General features: G+C 73.0%; 14 protein-coding genes. 4 read left to right on the top strand and 10 right to left on the bottom strand.

Annotated elements, in window-relative coordinates:
- Positions 1-75: 75 nt before the first annotated feature.
- A complete protein-coding gene (locus tag ACI792_RS06520) occupies positions 76-1305 on the bottom strand; it encodes a DUF4032 domain-containing protein (protein WP_456601883.1) in 1230 nt (409 codons plus the stop codon).
- 119 nt (positions 1306-1424) lie between these two features.
- The gene (locus ACI792_RS06515; protein ID WP_456601882.1) at positions 1425-2936 is read right to left on the bottom strand and encodes a potassium/proton antiporter; all 1512 of its coding nucleotides are present in this window, start codon (positions 2934-2936) and stop codon (positions 1425-1427) included.
- A 177-nt stretch (positions 2937-3113) separates the two neighbouring features.
- Here ACI792_RS06515 and ileS point away from each other — a divergent pair, with 177 nt between their 5' ends.
- A complete protein-coding gene (ileS, locus tag ACI792_RS06510) occupies positions 3114-6287 on the top strand; it encodes an isoleucine--tRNA ligase (protein ID WP_456601881.1) in 3174 nt (1057 codons plus the stop codon).
- Positions 6288-6303: 16 nt separating this feature from the next.
- Here the strand turns inward: ileS and ACI792_RS06505 are convergent, their stop codons facing one another.
- Both ACI792_RS06505 and ACI792_RS06500 read right to left on the bottom strand, forming a co-directional pair.
- Positions 6304-7005 (bottom strand): hypothetical protein, encoded by a 702-nt coding sequence (locus tag ACI792_RS06505; protein ID WP_456601880.1) that lies wholly within the window; start codon positions 7003-7005, stop codon positions 6304-6306.
- Between the two features lie 73 nt (positions 7006-7078).
- Positions 7079-8191 carry an ABC transporter ATP-binding protein gene (locus ACI792_RS06500; RefSeq protein ID WP_456601879.1) on the bottom strand — a complete coding sequence of 371 codons (1113 nt, stop codon included), beginning with the start codon at positions 8189-8191 and terminating at the stop codon, positions 7079-7081.
- Between the two features lie 354 nt (positions 8192-8545).
- Between ACI792_RS06500 and ACI792_RS06495 the strand changes: the two genes are divergently transcribed.
- From ACI792_RS06495 to ACI792_RS06485, 3 genes are all read left to right on the top strand, one after another.
- Positions 8546-9916 carry an ABC transporter substrate-binding protein gene (locus ACI792_RS06495; RefSeq protein ID WP_456580874.1) on the top strand — a complete coding sequence of 457 codons (1371 nt, stop codon included), beginning with the start codon at positions 8546-8548 and terminating at the stop codon, positions 9914-9916.
- Between the two features lie 122 nt (positions 9917-10038).
- The gene (locus ACI792_RS06490) at positions 10039-11028 is read left to right on the top strand and encodes a carbohydrate ABC transporter permease (RefSeq protein ID WP_456601878.1); all 990 of its coding nucleotides are present in this window, start codon (positions 10039-10041) and stop codon (positions 11026-11028) included.
- Positions 11025-11945 (top strand): carbohydrate ABC transporter permease, encoded by a 921-nt coding sequence (locus ACI792_RS06485; RefSeq protein ID WP_456601877.1) that lies wholly within the window; start codon positions 11025-11027, stop codon positions 11943-11945. Before ACI792_RS06490 ends, ACI792_RS06485 begins: the two co-directional genes overlap by 4 nt.
- Positions 11946-12055: 110 nt before the next feature.
- Here the strand turns inward: ACI792_RS06485 and wag31 are convergent, their stop codons facing one another.
- The 6 genes from wag31 to ftsZ form a co-directional block, all read right to left on the bottom strand.
- Entirely contained in the window at positions 12056-12790 is a 735-nt protein-coding gene (gene wag31 / locus ACI792_RS06480) for a DivIVA-like cell division protein Wag31 (protein WP_456601876.1), read from the bottom strand.
- 99 nt (positions 12791-12889) lie between these two features.
- On the bottom strand, positions 12890-13177 hold the full coding sequence (locus tag ACI792_RS06475) for a YggT family protein (protein WP_456580878.1): 288 nt from the start codon (positions 13175-13177) through the stop codon (positions 12890-12892).
- 51 nt (positions 13178-13228) lie between these two features.
- On the bottom strand, positions 13229-13939 hold the full coding sequence (locus ACI792_RS06470; RefSeq protein ID WP_456601875.1) for a cell division protein SepF: 711 nt from the start codon (positions 13937-13939) through the stop codon (positions 13229-13231).
- Positions 13940-13964: 25 nt separating this feature from the next.
- The gene (locus ACI792_RS06465) at positions 13965-14765 is read right to left on the bottom strand and encodes a YggS family pyridoxal phosphate-dependent enzyme (protein WP_456601874.1); all 801 of its coding nucleotides are present in this window, start codon (positions 14763-14765) and stop codon (positions 13965-13967) included.
- A 91-nt stretch (positions 14766-14856) separates the two neighbouring features.
- Positions 14857-15588 (bottom strand): peptidoglycan editing factor PgeF, encoded by a 732-nt coding sequence (pgeF, locus tag ACI792_RS06460; RefSeq protein WP_456601873.1) that lies wholly within the window; start codon positions 15586-15588, stop codon positions 14857-14859.
- A gap of 93 nt (positions 15589-15681) precedes the next feature.
- Positions 15682-16986: a cell division protein FtsZ gene (ftsZ, locus tag ACI792_RS06455; protein ID WP_456601872.1), complete on the bottom strand. Its 1305-nt coding sequence runs from the start codon at positions 16984-16986 to the stop codon at positions 15682-15684.
- Positions 16987-17098: the final 112 nt, after the last annotated feature.

Raw genomic sequence — 17098 nt, 5'->3', positions numbered from 1 at the left:
GGTGTCAATTCGAACGGCTCCCGAGGCAGCGATCGCGATCGGACCGAGACCCCGTCGGGCGCCGCACGTGCCGGGCTATCCGCGGCCGGCGATGACCGAGGGCGTGGTGAGCTCCTGCGGCATGCCCGGCAGGACGTTCTCCAAGTAGGAGCGCGCGGCCTTCGTCGTCCCGACGTCGCGGCCGGCCTTCTCCGACAGGAACCACCGGTGCTCGAGGACCTCGTGGAAGACCTCGGCCGGCTCGAGCCGGCCGCGCAGGTGCTCGGGGATGGCGTCGACGACCGGCTGGTACACCTCGGCCAGCCAGCGGTGGCCGGCGATCGTCTCGGGCACCGGCTGACCCGACTTCTGCTCCAGATAGGCGCGGAAGGCCCGGACGTCGTTCAGCAGCCGCTGGGCCTGCCGCTCCTGGACCTCCAGCCCGGTGAGGCGGAACAGCTCCCGGCGGTTGTGCCCGGGCTCGGCCACCCGGGTGTGCACGCGCAGCCGGGTGCCCTCGTCGGTCGTGCGGAGCTCCACCTCACCGACGTCGAAGCCGAGCTCGTTGAGCCGCTGCAGGCGCTCGGCCACGCGGTAGCGCTGCTCGTCGGTGCGGAAGACCTCCTCGCGGGTGACCTCCTCCCAGAGCAGCTCGTACCGGGGGGGCAGGCTCTCGGCCACCTCGACCGGGTCGATCCCCTCGGGCAGCAGGCCGCCGAACTGCAGGTCGAGCAGCTCGGCGCCGACGCGCTCCCGGGCGAGGTCGACGTCGTAGCGGCGCTGCCCCGGTGAGAGCCGCGGGTGGCGCTCGACGGTCTCCGCGTCCACCAGGTAGGCGGCGAAGGCGCCGGCGTCGAGGCGGAAGAGGGTGTTGGAGAGCGAGCAGTCGCCCCAGAAGACGCCGGCCAGGTGGAGCCGCACCAGCAGCACGACCATGGTGTCGAGCAGCTGCTCGGCCGACTGGCCGCCGCGCCGGCCGGAGAACAGCCACCGGTAGGACATCGAGTACTCGAGGTACCGGGTGACCAGGATCGCCGGCTGCTCGTCGGGCCGGTCGATGCAGATGCCGAGCACGGAGACCGTCGGCAACCCCTCGCTCTCGAACTGGGCGAGCAGCGCGTACTCGTGCCGGGCCAGCCGCTCGTCGATCTCCTTGAGCGCGTAGACCCGGTCCTCGGCGGCGACGAAGCGGACGACGTGCCGGGAGATGCCGCGCGAGGGGACGTCGAGCAGCAGGTCCTCGTCCCACTCCTCCAGCGGCTGTTCCCACGGCAGCGACAGCAACCCGGCCGCATCGGTGGCCGGTGGTCGGAACAGGTACCGCATGGGGCGCTCCGGGAGGGAAGTCAGGGTGCTGCCGCCACGATCCCACGCCGGAGACCCGGTGACGTGCTGGAACGGCAACCCGCCAGGGGACGTGCGTCGCAGGGAAAGGTGGTCGTGCGTCAGTCGGTGACGTCGGGGCGGCCGTCCTCCCCACGCCACATGGCCAGCCGGCCGGCACGGCTGACCGCCCGCAGCCGCCGCTCGGCCTCGGCCCGCGAGGCGCGGGCCGACACCAGCAGCGCCTGGTCGCCGCGCATCAGCCGCGTCGTGCTGTCCGGCACGAAGGCCCGGCCGTCCCGCACGATGAGCACCACGGCGGCGTCCTCGGGCAGCCGCAGCTCGGGCAGGTAGACGCCGTGCAGGCGGGACCCCTCCGGCACCCGCATCTGCATCAGCTCGGCGTCGAGCTCCTCCAGGGGCGCCGCCTCCACCTGGATCTCCCGCGGTGCGATCGGCGCCCCGATGCGCAACCGCCGGGCCACCCAGGGCAGGGACCAGCCCTGCACGAGCGTGAAGACGACGACCAGCACGAACACGGTGTCGAAGATCCGCGCCGCGCCCGGCACCCCCGCCGTCACGGGGAACGTCGCGAGGACGATGGGCACGGCCCCCCGGAGCCCGGCCCACGACACGAAGGCCTGCTGGGACAACGGCCACCGGAACCACACCAGCGACAGCAGCACCGAGAGGGGCCGGGCCACCAGCAGCAGGGCGCCTCCGACGACGAGGGCCGGGACCAGGGCGTCGAGCAACCGGGGCGGCGAGACCAGCAGGCCCAGCAGGACGAAGAGCCCGATCTGGGCCAGGGACGCCATGCCCTCGGCGAAGCCGATGCTCGCCGTCCGGTGCGGCAGCGCGACGTTGCCCAGCACGACGCCGCACAGGTACACCGCGACGATCCCGGAGGTCCACGCCAGCGTCGCGGTCGCGTAGGCGAGCACGCAGAGCGAGAGCGTCGCGAGCGGGTAGAAGCCGGCCAGCGGGAGCGCCACCCGCCGCAGCAGCTCGGCCCCCAGGAGCCCGGTGACCACGCCGAGGACGGCGCCGCCGACGAGCTGGGCCCCCACCTGGAGGAGGATCAGCCACCAGGCGCCCGCGCCGGTGTCGGTGAGGACGGCGGCCAGCGTCGTCACCAGGAGGATCGCCGGGGCGTCGTTGAGGCCGCTCTCCGCCTCGAGGGCGGCGGCGAGCCGGCGGGGCAGCGGCAGCCGGCGCAGCGCCGCGAAGACGGCGGCGGCGTCCGTCGAGCCGATGACCGCGGCCAGCAGGAGCGCGAAGCCCCAGGACGCCTCCAGCAGCCACACCGTGATCCCCGCCGTGACCACCACGCTCACCGCGACGCCGACGGTGGCGAGGCTGAGCCCGGGGCCGATCGCGCGGCGGACGTCGGCCCACCGGGTGGTCAGCCCACCCTCGGCCAGGATGACGACCAGCGCGGCGACGCCGAGGGTCTGGGTGAGCTCGGCGTCGTCGAACTGGATGCCGAGCCCGCTCTCCCCGAGCACCACGCCGATGGCCAGGTACAGCAGCAGGCTGGGCAGCCCGATCCGGTCGGCCAGGCGCAGCGCCACGGCCGCGAGGAGCACGACCCCGGCGCCCAGGGCGAGGGCGACGGTGACCGTGGTGTTCACCGTGCCCGCCCCATGGGGGCAGTCTTCCGCACCGCCGTGCCGACCCCCGCGGGTGCAGGCGGACGGCGGGTCGGGGGCACCCGGGGACGCGCCCCCGGACCGGTCGGGCCGGGCGCCGCCGGAGGCGTCGGGTTCCCCACCGGAGGTGTGTTTGCCGGTTCGGGGAGAATGGCTGCCGTGAGTGCTCCCACCGGTCCCTTCGCCGCGCTGCCCCCGCAGGTCGACCTCCCCGCCCTCGAGCACCGCATCCTCGAACGCTGGGAGAGCGAGAAGGTCTTCGACCGGTCGCTGGAGGCCTCGCAGGGCCGCCCGCAGTGGAACTTCTACGAGGGGCCGCCGACCGCGAACGGCCGCCCCGGCACCCACCACATCGAGGCGCGCGCGTTCAAGGACGTCTTCCCCCGGTTCAAGACGATGCAGGGCTGGCACGTGCCCCGCCGCGCCGGCTGGGACTGCCACGGCCTGCCGGTCGAGATCGCCGTCGAGCAGGAGCTCGGCTTCGCCGGCAAGCCCGACATTGAGCGCTTCGGCATCGCGGAGTTCAACGCCCGTTGCCGCGCCTCGGTGGAGCGCCACGTCGACGCCTTCACCGAGCTGACCCACCGCATGGGCTACTGGGTCGACATGTCCACCGCCTACTGGACGATGGACCCGGCCTACATCGAGAGCGTCTGGTGGTCGCTCAAGCAGGTCTTCGAGAAGGGCCTGCTGGTCGAGGACCACCGGGTCGCCCCCTACTGCCCGCGCTGCGGCACCGGTCTCTCCGACCACGAGGTCGCCCAGGGGTACGAGACCATCACCGACCCCTCGGTGTACGTGCGACTGCCCATCACCGACGGCGCGTGGGCCGGCAAGGCCGACCTGCTCGTCTGGACGACGACGCCGTGGACGCTGCCCAGCAACACCGCCGTCGCCGTGCACCCCGACGTCGCCTACGTCGTCGCCCGCGCCGCCGGTAGCGACGACGTCCCGGTGGTGCTGGCCGAGCCGCTGCTGGCCGCCGTCCTCGGTGAGGACGCCGAGGTGCTCGGCCGGGCGCCGGGCCGGGAGTGGGAGCGCACCCACTACCAGCGGCCGTTCGAGCTGGTGGAGTTCCCCGAGGGCGACGCGCACTTCGTCGTCCTGGCCGACTACGTGACCACCGACGACGGCACCGGCCTGGTGCACCAGTCCCCCGCCTTCGGCGCCGACGACCTCGCCGTCTGCCGCGGCTACGGCCTGCCCGTGGTGAACCCGATCGACGCCACCGGGCACTTCCTCACCGAGGTGCCGCTCGTGGGGGGCCACTTCTTCAAGGCCGCCGACCCCGCCCTCGTCGAGGACCTGACGAGCCGCGGCGTGCTCTTCCGCGAGATCCGGTACGAGCACACCTACCCGCACTGCTGGCGCTGCCACACGCCGCTCATGTACTACGCGCAGCCGTCCTGGTACATCCGCACCAGCCAGATCAAGGACCAGCTGCTCGCCGAGAACGCGAGGACCAACTGGTACCCCGAGAGCATCAAGACCGGCCGCTACGGCGACTGGCTGCACAACAACGTCGACTGGGCGCTGTCCCGCGACCGGTACTGGGGCACGCCGCTGCCGATCTGGCGCAACGACGCCGACCCGTCGCGGATGGTCGCCGTCGGCTCGCTGGCCGAGCTCTCCGAGCTGACCGGCCGCGACCTGTCCGACCTCGACCCGCACCGGCCGTTCATCGACGAGGTCACGTTCACGCTGCCCGGTGAGGAGGGCACGTACCGCCGGGTCCGTCAGGTGATCGACGCCTGGTACGACTCCGGGTCGATGCCCTTCGCCCAATGGGGCGCCCCGCACCGCAACCAGGAGGAGTTCCAGGCCGCGTACCCGGCGCAGTTCATCTGCGAGGCGATCGACCAGACCCGCGGCTGGTTCTACACGCTGATGGCCGTCGGCACGCTGGTGTTCGAGCGGAGCTCCTACGAGAACGTGCTCTGCCTGGGCCACATCCTGGCCGAGGACGGCCGGAAGATGAGCAAGCACCTGGGCAACATCCTCGAGCCGATCCCGCTGATGGACCGGCACGGCGCCGACGCCGTCCGCTGGTTCATGCTCGCCGGCGGCTCGCCCTGGTCGGCCCGGCGGGTGGGGCACGAGACGCTGTCCGAGGTCGTCCGGAAGGTGCTGCTCACCTACTGGAACACCGCCAGCTTCTTCACCCTGTACGCCGAGACCAACGGCTGGGGTGGGCCGGGTGGAGACGGAGCCGCGCCCGCGCCGGCGCGCGAGGAGCGGCCGCTGCTGGACCGCTGGGCGCTGGCGGAGCTCGCCGCGGTCACCCGCGACGTCACCGCGGCGCTGGAGGACTTCGACACCCAGGGCGCCGGGCGGCTGCTGGCCCAGTTCGTCGACGACCTCTCCAACTGGTACGTGCGGCGGTCGCGGCGCCGGTTCTGGGACGGCGACCCCTCGGCGCTGGGCACCCTGCACGAGGTGCTCGACGGGCTGACCCGGCTCATGGCCCCCTTCACGCCGTTCGTCACCGACGAGGTGTGGGCACGGGCGGTCGTCCCGGGCCTGGCCGGCTCGGACGCGCCGGACTCGGTGCACCTGGCCTCGTGGCCCGCGGTGGACGAGGCGGCGCTGGACGACGCCCTCGTCGAGCAGATGGCGCTGGTCCGCCGGCTGGTGGAGCTGGGCCGCTCCGCCCGCACGTCGGCCAAGGTGCGCACCCGGCAGCCGCTGGCACGCGCCGTCGTGGCGGCCCCCGGGTGGGCCTCGCTCCCCCGCGACCTGGTGGCCGAGGTGGCCGACGAGCTCAACGTCACCGAGGTGCTCGAGCTCGCCGCGGTCGGCGGTGACCTGGTCGACGTCAGCGTGAAGATCGACTTCCGATCGGTGGGCCGCCGGCTGGGCAAGCAGGTGCAGGCGGTGGCCAAGGCCGTCGCGGCGGCCGACGCCCCGGCGCTGGTGGCCGCCTACCGGTCGGGCACCGCGAGCGTCGAGGTCGACGGCGTGGACGTCGCGCTGGCCGAGGGCGACCTCATCGTGACCGAGACCCCGCGCGAGGGGTGGACCGTGGCGAGCACCGGCGGGCTCACCGTGGCGCTGGACCTCGCCCTCACCCCGGAGCTGGAGCGGGCCGGCCTGGTGCGGGAGGCGGTCCGCCTGGTCCAGGAGGCCCGCAAGGGCAGCGGCCTGGAGGTCAGCGACCGGATCGAGCTGTCCTGGACCGCCGGCGGCGTCATGGCGCAGGCGCTCACCGAGCACGCCGAGCAGCTGGCCGGCGAGGTGCTGGCCGTCGCCGTCCACGCGGGCACCCCGGGGGCCGGGGACGGCGTCGAGGGCCCGGAGGGCTCGCGGTTCTGGGTGGCCAAGGCCTCCGCGTAGGGCGCCCGGGGGGGGCTCAGGCGCCCCGGGCCTTGCGGGCGCGGGCCCGGTCGGCGAGCTGGCGGTCGGGCCGGCACGCGCCGCACGGGGTGAACCCGTCGGTGCGCGCCTCGTCCAGCGGCAGGGGGATCGGCTCGTGGCCCTGCAGGTGCACGCAGCCGGGCACGTGGTAGCGCGGGTGCTCGTCGACCACCAGCACCTCGTCGGTGAGGTCCACGATGATCAGCAGGTCGGTGACCTCGACCTCCTCGACCGGGGGCTCCCCCAGCTCACGCAGCTCCCGCGGCCGGCCCACCGCGGCGTGACCGCCCGTCGGAGGCCCAGCCGGCGCGGCCGGGTGCTCGACCGGCGGTGCCGGGGCCGGCTCGGCGGTCGGCGGGGCCGGCTCGGCGGTCGGCGGGGTCGCCGGGGGGACGGCCGTCGCGCCGGTCGCCAGGTCCGGCCCGGTCGCCGCCGGCCCGGCGTCGGGCGTGGTCGCGGGGGTCGCCGGGGCGGCGGGCACGCCCGTGGCCGCCGCCGAGGCGGTGGCCCCCGCGGCCGCGCCGCCCGCCGGCTCCCCGGCGCGCGCCGCGATCTGCCGGCGGGCCACGACCAGGACGGCCGCGGCGACCACGCACGCCCCGACGCAGGCCCAGTACAGCGCCGTCGTGCCGGTGAGCAGCCCGCCCACGAAGAGACCGAGGCCCAGCAGCACGAGCAGCGCGGCGATCACGATCACAGGGGGGACTGTAGGGCGCGCCGCGCCGCACCCGCCCCTCGGACGCCCGCGCCGCTCCGGAGCGGCGCGGGGGTCAGACCGGGGTCTCGGTGACCCGCAGCCCCGTCTCCGCGGAGAAGAGGTGGGCCTCCCCCGGCCGGATGGCCGCGTGCACGACCTCGCCCTTCGCCGGTGGGCGACGGGGGTCGGCGCGCAGCACGATCTGCTTCTGGTCGTCGAGCCCCTCCACCGCGGTGGCCAGCCGGCCGTAGGCGAACGCGTCGGAGCCGAGCTCCTCCACGATGAGGACCTCGACGGGGATGCCCTGACCCGCGGCGACGAACTCGACGGACTCCGGCCGGAACCCCAGGGTGGCGGTGGTGCCGCCCTCGCGGGCGATGGTGGAGAGCGCCTCGCGCGGCAGCGGGACCGCCTGCCCGCCGACCTGCGCCCCACCGTCGGTCAGCGTCACCGGGACCAGGTTCATCGCCGGCGAGCCGATGAAGCCGGCGACGAACACGTTCGCCGGCCTGTCGTAGAGGTTGCGGGGCGTGTCGACCTGCTGCAGCACCCCCTCGCTGAGCACGGCGACCCGGTCGCCCATCGTCATGGCCTCGACCTGGTCGTGGGTGACGTACACCGTCGTCACCCCGAGCCGGCGCTGCAGGGCGGCGATCTCGGTGCGGGTCTGCACGCGCAGCTTGGCGTCGAGGTTGGACAGCGGCTCGTCCATCAGGAAGACCTGGGGCTGGCGCACGATGGCCCGGCCCATCGCGACCCGCTGCCGCTGGCCGCCGGAGAGCGCCTTGGGCTTGCGGTCGAGATAGGGCTCGAGGTCGAGGATGCGGGCGGCCTCCTGGACGCGGGTCGCCCGCTCCTCCTTGGAGACGCCGGCGATCTTGAGGGCGAACCCCATGTTCTCGGCGACCGTCATGTGCGGGTAGAGCGCGTAGTTCTGGAACACCATGGCGATGTCCCTGTCCTTCGGCGGCAGGTGGGTCACGTCCCGCTCACCCACGCAGATCCGGCCGTCGGTGACCTCTTCCAGGCCGGCGAGCATCCGCAGCGACGTCGACTTGCCGCAGCCGGACGGGCCGACCAGCACGAGGAACTCGCCGTCGGCGATCTGCAGGTCCAGCGCGTCGACCGACGGGCGGGTCGCCCCCGGGTAGACGAGCGTGGCGTGGTCGAACGTGATGGCGGCCATGGGTCCCTTCCTGCGCCGAACGGTGCCGTCACTGTGGCACGGCGGTGGCCGCCTGGACCACCACGGCGCCGACGACGTGCCCGACCGGGTCACCGGGCGGCGGACGGGACGTCCCCCGATCGTGGGTCGGCGGCGAGCCGCCGTGGGAGCGCTCCCATATGCTCCGCGGCGCGCAGTCACCCGGACGTGCACAACCGCTCGGATCCTGCACAACTGTTACGGCAACGTTGCCGCAGGGGGTCTTCCGCGCGGCTAACCTCGCCGCACGGATGTGACGGGCCGGGCCCTGGACCGGGTGCCGAGCTCGCAGTCACACGATGCGGCGACGGAGCCGCAGGACTTTGGAGGGACCACATGAGCAAGCGCGCGAGAGGCCGCGGGGCAGCGGCAGTGGCCGGCGGGCTGGGGCTGACGCTCCTGCTCACCGGGTGCGGCGCGGACCAGGTCGACGGCGGTGGCGGCGGCGCGGCGGCCGCCGACACGGAGATCGACTGCGCGCCCTACGAGGAGTTCGGCGACCTGGAGGGCGAGACGGTCTCCGTCTACACCTCGATCGTCGACCCCGAGGACCAGCCGCACATCGACTCGTACGTGCCCTTCGAGGAGTGCACCGGCGTCGACGTCCAGTACGAGGGCTCCCGCGAGTTCGAGGCGCAGCTCGTCGTCCGCACCCAGAGCGGCAACGCCCCCGACATCGCCTTCATCCCGCAGCCGGGTCTGCTGGCCAACCTCGTCCGCTCCGGCGACGTCGTGGCCGCCCCGGAGCAGACCGAGGCGAACGTCGACGAGTACTGGGACGAGAGCTGGAAGGAGTACGGCAGCGTCGACGGCGAGTTCTACGCCGCGCCGCTGGGCGCCAACGCCAAGTCCTTCGTCTGGTACTCGCCCGCGGCGTTCGAGGAGGCCGGCTACGAGGTCCCGCAGACCTGGGACGAGATGATCGCCCTCTCCGAGGAGATCGCCGCCACCGGCGCCAAGCCGTGGTGCGCGGGCATCGGCTCCGGTGACGCCACCGGCTGGCCGGCCACCGACTGGCTCGAGGACGTCGTCCTCCGCACCGCCGGCCCCGAGGTCTACGACCAGTGGGTCAACCACGAGATCCCGTTCAACGACCCCCAGATCGTCGAGGCGCTGAACACCGTCGGCGAGATCCTCAAGAACCCCGAGTTCGTCAACGGCGGCCTCGGCGAGGTGCAGTCGATCGCGTCCACCGAGTTCGGTGACGCCGGTCTGCCCATCCTCGACGGCAGCTGCTGGATGCACCGCCAGGCGTCCTTCTACCAGGCCAACTGGCCGGAGGGCACCGAGGTCGGCCCGGACGGCGACGTCTTCGCCTTCCCGCTGCCGCCCATCGAGGGCGAGTCCGCGCCCGTCCTCGGGGGCGGCGAGTTCACCGCGGCGTTCAACGACGACCCGGCCACCCAGGCGTTCCAGACCTACCTCTCCTCCCCGGAGTGGGCCAACATCAAGGCCCAGGTCTCCGGCCCGGGCTGGGTCAGCGCCAACACCGGCCTGGACGTCGAGAACCTGGAGTCCCCGGTGGACCAGCTCTCCGCCGAGCTGTTCCAGGACCCGGAGTCGGTGTTCCGGTTCGACGGCTCGGACCTCATGCCGGCCGAGATCGGCGCCGGTCGCCTGTGGACCGAGCTGACCAACTGGATCGCCAACGACAAGCCCACCGAGGCCGTCCTCACCGACGTCGAGCAGGCCTGGCCGGCGTCCTGACCTCGCGGTCGTGACACCGGGCGCCCGGCAGCCGCACGGCTGACCGGACGCCCTCACCCCGGATGCCGGGGGACGGCTGCGGCCGTCCCCCGGCATCCACCGTCGGAAGGAGGTGACCACCGGTGGAGTGGTTCCTGGAGGCGAACACCGCAGGGCACAAGATCGCGTTGATGGTGGTCGCCATCCTGCTGTTCGCCGTCGTGATGGGCGCGATCCTGTTCGCCGTGGACCGGCCCAAGCGGGTACCCACCTGGGTGGTCGTCGCCGGTTTCCTCGGCCCCACGTTCCTCCTGCTGCTGGTCGGCCTGGTGTACCCCGCGCTGGAGACCGTGCGGGGCTCGTTCTACAACCGGGACGGCTCGGAGTTCGTCGGCCTGGAGAACTACGCGACGGTCTTCACCGAGGACAACTTCCAGACCGTCCTGGTCAACACCGTGCTCTGGGTGCTCGTGGTCCCCGTCGTCACCACCACCCTCGGGCTGGTCTACGCCTACCTGGTCGACCGCACCCGCTTCGAGTCCCTGGCCAAGGCGCTGATCTTCCTGCCCATGGCGATCTCCATGGTGGCGGCCGGCGTCATCTGGAAGTTCGTCTACGAGTTCCGCCCCGACCAGCCGGGGGTGAACCAGATCGGCCTGCTGAACCAGCTTCTGGTCTCGTTGGGCTTCGAGCCCCAGCAGTTCCTGCTGACCGCGCCCGCGAACACCTTCTTCCTCATCGTCGTGATGATCTGGATCCAGGCCGGGTTCGCCATGACGGTGCTCTCCGCGGCGATCAAGGCGATCCCCGACGACATCGTCGAGGCGGCGCGGCTCGACGGCGTCGGTGGCCTGCAGATGTTCCGCTACGTCACCGTGCCCAGCATCCGCCCGGCCCTCGTGGTCGTGCTCACCACGATCGCGATCGTCACGCTCAAGGTCTTCGACGTCGTGCGGACGATGACCGGCGGCAACTTCGGCACCAGCGTCGTGGCCAACGAGTTCTACACGCAGGCCTTCCGCCAGTTCAACTTCGGCCTCGGCGCCGCCCTGGCGGTGCTGCTCTTCCTGCTGGTCATCCCGATCATCGCCTACAACGTCCGCCAGCTGCGCCTGGCCGAGGAGGTCCGATGACCACCACGACCCCCGTCATGGCCCCGGTACCCGGGGAGGTGGACACCCGCGGGCGGACGCACACCCGTGCGGCCCGGGCCAAGAAGCGGCTCACCTCCCCGGCCGCGTCGATGATCGCGATCGTCATCGCCGTCCTTTGGACCGTGCCGATCCTGGGCCTGCTGGTCACCTCCTTCCGGCCGGAGCTCGACATCCGCCGCTCCGGCTGGTGGACGGCGTTCACGAACCCGGAGTTCACCCTCGACAACTACAACCAGGTCCTCTACGGCGGCACCGACTTCGCGTCGCTGTTCGTCAACTCGCTGGTCATCACCCTGCCGGCGGTGGTCATCCCGATCACCCTGGCCCTGCTGGCGGCCTACGCGTTCGCCTGGGTGCAGTTCAAGGGCCGCAACATCCTGTTCGTCGCCGTCTTCTCGCTGCAGGTCGTCCCGATCCAGGTGACGCTGATCCCGCTGCTGAGCCTGTACGTCGACGGCGGGCTGGCCGGGTCGTTCTGGACCATCTGGCTGTCGCACGCGATCTTCGCCCTGCCCCTGGCGATCTTCCTGCTGCACAACTTCATGAAGGAGATCCCGCCCTCGCTCGTCGAGGCCGCCCGCATGGACGGCGCGGGGCACGTGAAGATCTTCTTCCAGGTGCTGCTGCCGCTGCTCACCCCGGCCATCGCGGCGTTCGCCGTCTTCCAGTTCCTGTGGGTGTGGAACGACCTGCTCGTCGCCCTCACCTTCGCCGGTGGGGCACAGGACGTCGCCCCGCTCACCGTGCGGCTGGCCGACATGGTGGGCACCCGCGGGTCGGACTGGTACCTGCTCGCGGCGGGCGCGTTCGTCTCCATCATCCTGCCGCTGATCGTGTTCCTGGCGCTGCAGCGCTACTTCGTGCGCGGCCTGCTCGCCGGGAGCGTCAAGGGGTGAAGGACCTCCTGCTCCCCGGCACTCGCACGCTCGCACCGGGCCCCTGAACGAGGCCGTTCCAGCACGAAGGCCCCGGACCGAGAGGTCCGGGGCCTTCGTGGTGCGCCGGCTCAGGCGCTGGCGTGCTGGTTCTGCCGGCCGGCGGCGGCGGGCTCGGCCGAGCCGCGGCTGTCCAGGTCGCGCAGGTGCGACTCGAGGTAGGACCGCAGCCGGGTGCGGTACTCGCGCTCGAACGTGCGCAGCTCCTCGATCTTCCGCTCCAGGCTGGTGCGCTTCTCCTCCAGGCCGCCCATGACCTCGACGTGCCGGCGCTCGGCGTCCTGGTCGAGCGCGGCGGCCTTGGCGCGGGCCTCGCGCTCCATCGTCTCGGCGCGCGTGCGCGCGTCACCGATCATGGAGTCCGCGCGGTGCTTGGCCTCGGCGACCATCTGCTCGCTCTTGGCCCGGGCCTCGGACATCAAGCGCTCGCTGTTGGTCTTGGCGCCGGAGAGCATCTGCTCGGACTGCGTCTTCGCCTCGTTGACGTACCGGTCGGCCGTCTCGGTGGCCAGCGCCAGCATCCGGGAGGCACGGGCGCTGTCGTCCTCCCGGGGCTGGACCGGCGGCGCGGGCGCGGCCTGCGGCGCCGGTGCCGGGGCGGGGGTCGGCGGCTCGGGCCGCTCCTCGGCACGCGCGCCGGCGCGGCCGACGCTGGAGCGCAGCTCGTTGTTCTCCTCGATCAGGCGGGCCAGCTCGGCCTCCACCACGTCGAGGAAGGCGTCGACCTCGTCCTCGTCGTAGCCCCGCTTGCCGATGGGCGGCTTCTTGAAGACGACGTTGTGCACGTCGGCAGGCGTGAGTGGCATCTTCAGGTCACCTCAGGTCGGACGGCGGGAACAGGGGCGTCGTGGGGCGGCGACGGAACGCCACCGTCCCACGGCTCTGGACCCCAGGGGCTTCAGCGGTCATGCGAGTGCGAGCGTGATGTTCCGGAGGACCACCACGGCGATCAGCAGCACCATAAACCCGAGGTCCAGTCGGATGGACCCCAGGTTCAACGGCGGGATGACCTTCCGCACGGCCTTCAGCGGTGGATCGGTGGTCGAGTAGACGATCTCCAGACCGGCCGCGACCGCGCCCGACGGACGCCAGCTGCGCGCCAGCACCATCACCCAGTCGACGACGAACCGCGCGAAGAGCAGCACGAGGAAGACGAGCAGCACCGACGAGACGATCTGCCAGAAAAGAGACACGGGCCCCGCTCGATCAGGGCACCACCGGGTGCCGACTCCACTGCGCGCCGCTCAGGACTTCTGGGAGAACCCGCCCTCGCGGATCTTCGCCTTGTCCTCAGCGGTGACGGCGACGTCCTGCGGACTGAGCAGGAACACCTTCGCCGTGACGCGCTCGATACTACCGCGCAGTCCGAAGCTCAGTCCCGCAGCGAAGTCGACGAGGCGCTTGGCGTCGGCGTCGTCCATCTCGGTCAGGTTCATGATGACCGGCATGCCGTCGCGGAACCGCTCACCGATGGTGCGCGCCTCGTTGTAGGTGCGCGGGTGGAGCGTGACGACCTGGTAGCTCTTGGCCACGGGTGCGGGTGCCGCCTCTGGCTCGGGTTCGGGGGCCACGACCGGCTCGCGCACGGCCAGGCCGGCCGCGGCGACGGGGCCGCTGGTGGTGCTCAGGACACGGGAGCCGGTCGACCCGGCAGCCGCGCCGGTCGGCGCGAGGCCGAGCGGGCGGGCCTGGACCCGGCGCACCGACAGGGGCTCGGGGTCACGGGCGGCGGGCACCTCGGCGACCTCGTCGTCGGCGTACTCGTCGTCGGCGTAGTCGTCGGCGTAGCCGCGGTCGGCGAAGTTCTCGCCGTAGCGGTCCTGGTCGTAGCGGCCGTAGCGACGGTCGTGCTCGAGCTCGTCCGACGGGCGGGCGTCGTACCGGCCGTAGCCACGGAGATCGTCGTCCTCGACGAGCCCCAGGTAGATCCCCATCCTCCGCATGGCTCCGGCCATCGGACCTCCCCCTCTGCTGGTGTCCTCAGCGTCGCGTCTGCACGGTCGTCGTCACGTCGCCCCCGTCCGCCCGGTGCTCGCGCGGCTCGTGTGACTGCTGTGACTCGCGTGGCTGGTGTTCCTCGAACTCACCGCAGGGTAGGGGGCGCGCGCCGAACAACGCGGTTCCGACACGCACGATCGTCGCGCCCGCCGCGACCGCCTCCTCGAGGTCCCCGCTCATGCCCGCGGAGATCTCGACCGCCCCGGGGTGGTCGGCGCGCAGCCGCTCGGCCACCCGCGCCAGCCGGTCGAAGGCGGGCCCCGCCTGCTCGCCCCGCGGCGCGACGGCCATGACGCCGCGCAGCCGCAGCCCGGCCGCCGCGGCCACCACGTCGGCGAGCGCGGGGACCTCCTCCGGCGTCGCCCCGCCGCGCGCGGCGGCCTCCCCCTCGGGCCCGCCGAGGTCGACCTGGACGAGCACGTCGACCGGGCGGCCCGCCTCTTGGCCGGCGCGGTCCAGCGTGGCGGCGAGGGGCGCGCGGTCCAGGGAGTGCACGACGGCGCCGGTGCGGGCCACGGCGGCGGCCTTATTCCGCTGCAGCTGGCCGACGAAGTGCCAGCGCACGCCGGCGTCGGCGAGCTCCCCCGCCTTGCCCAGGAGCTCCTGGACCCGGTTCTCACCGAAGTCGCGCTGCCCCAGCGCGGCGAGCGCGCGGACATCGGCGGCGGGCCAGGTCTTGCTGACCGCGAGCAGCTGCACCGTCGCGGGGTCGCGCCCGGCGGCCCGCGCGGCCCGGTCGATGCGGGCGCGGACGGCACGCAGGTTCTCGGCGAGCGGGCTCACGACCTGGATCGTCCCCCCTGGTGACGGGCCGGAACAACCACCCTCCAGGCCCCCGCGCCGGGCCTGCGAGGTGCCGGGGGAAGGGTGGCCCTCACTCGAGCCAGACGAGGCCCGCCTGACGGCCGGTGACGCCGTCACGGCGGTGGGAGAAGAGGGTGCGGTCCTCGACGGTGCAGCGCGGGTCCTGGACGACCTCCGGGATGCCGGCGCGACGGAGGACGTCCTCGACACCGGCCCGCAGGTCCAGGCCCGGCGTGCCGGCCCGGGTGGTCACCGCTGCGGCCGGCGCCTCCCGCGCCACCTCGCGCTGCATCTCCCCGGGGACCTCGTAGCAGGCTCCGCAGACGGCGGGGCCCAGCAACGCGGTCACGTTCCGCGCGCGGGCGCCCAGGCTCGCCATGGCCGACAGCGCCGCCGGCAGCACGCCCTGGCGAACTCCTTCGCGGCCGGCGTGGACGGCGGCGACGACACCGGTCTCGTGGTCGGCCAGCAGGACGGGCACGCAGTCGGCGGCCAGCACGGCCAGCACCAGGCCCGGGGTCGCGGTGACCAGCGCATCGGTCCCGGGGACGGGCCCGGCCTGCGGCCCGTCGACGACCGCGACGCCGGTGCCGTGCACCTGGTCCATCCAGACCAGGCGGTCCTCCCCCACGCCGAGCTCCCGCGCCACGCGGGCCCGGTTCGCGGCGACGTCGGCGGGGTCGTCACCGACGTGGGAGCCCAGGTTGAAGGAGTCGTAGGGGGAACGGGAACGGCCGCCCCGCCGGTCGGTGACGACCCTGCGAGGTCGCACCGCCGACGGAGCGGCCGGATTCGTATGCATCGGGCGTCAGACTACGGCCTGGCGAGCCCGCGGAACGGCCCTGCTGCAGCACCCCGCCCTGAGCCCGCGACGGGCGGGGGGCAGCAGGGTCCTTCAGCCCTTGAGGAACTCGGGGATGTCCAGCTCTTCCTCGAAGTCCTCGTTCGACAGGGGCCGGCGGCCGTTGGTCGACGAGCCCTGGATGGGCGGCAGCGGGGGCACCGTGAGACCGCCCCCGGTACCCGGTCGCCCACCCGAGGCCGACGGGGCCTGCTGCGCGAGCCGCTCCCCCGTCACCGGCTGAGCCGCCGGCGCCGGGGCGGGAGCCGGTGCGGCCGCCGGCGGCGGCGTGGTGGCGACCGGGGGTGCGGCCACCGGACGCCGGTGCGCGGCGAACGGCGAGGCGGCCCCGGTGGAGACCGGCGGCTGCGGCGACCCGGTGGTCGCAGCGCCGTCCTTGCGCGTGTTGGGCCGTCCGCCGTCGAAGCCGGCGGCGATGACGGTCACCCGCACCTCGTCACCCAGGGCGTCGTCGATGACGGCACCGAAGATGATGTTGGCGTCGGGGTGCGCCGCGTCCGAGACCAGCGAGGCGGCCTCGTTGATCTCGAACAGCCCCAGGTCCGACCCACCGGAGATCGACAGCAGCACGCCGTGGGCGCCCTCCATCGAGGCCTCCAGCAGCGGGCTGGCGATCGCCTGCTCGGCGGCGAGCAGCGCGCGGTTGTCGCCGCGCGCGCTGCCGATGCCCATCAGCGCCGACCCCGCCCCGGACATGACCGACTTGACGTCGGCGAAGTCCAGGTTGATCAGGCCGGGCGTGGTGATCAGGTCGGTGATGCCCTGGACACCGCTCAGCAGCACCTGGTCGGCGGTGCGGAAGGCATCCATGACGCTGACGTTCCGGTCGCCCAGCTGCAGCAGCCGGTCGTTCGGGATGACGATGAGCGTGTCGCACTCGTTGCGCAGCTCCTCGATGCCCGACTCGGCCTGCACCGCGCGCCGCTTGCCCTCGAAGGAGAAAGGACGGGTGACGACGCCGATGGTCAGCGCGCCCAGCTTGCGGGCGATCGAGGCCACGACGGGCGCGCCGCCGGTACCGGTGCCACCACCCTCGCCCGCGGTCACGAAGACCATGTCGGCGCCCTTGAGCACCTCCTCGATCTCCTCGCGGTGGTCCTCGGCGGCCTGCCGGCCGACGTCGGGCTGCGCGCCGGCACCGAGCCCGCGCGTGAGCTCGCGGCCGACGTCGAGCTTGACGTCGGCGTCGCTCATCAGCAGCGCCTGGGCATCGGTGTTGATCGCGATGAACTCGACCCCCTTGAGGCCGACTTCGATCATGCGGTTGACCGCGTTCACCCCGCCGCCGCCGATGCCGACGACCTTGATGACCGCTAGATAGTTGTGCGGAGGTGTCATGCGGCGCTCCCCAACTGGACCCTCATCCTCAAGTTCAGCCTTACAGTTATGTCAACTCGGTCGACGTGGATGAAGTTAGGTGCGCGCCGAGAGGCGCTACAAGCACCCTCAC

It is taken from the genome of Blastococcus sp. SYSU DS0669 (assembly GCF_054050895.1).
This window is presented reverse-complemented; position numbering and strand designations above follow the sequence as displayed.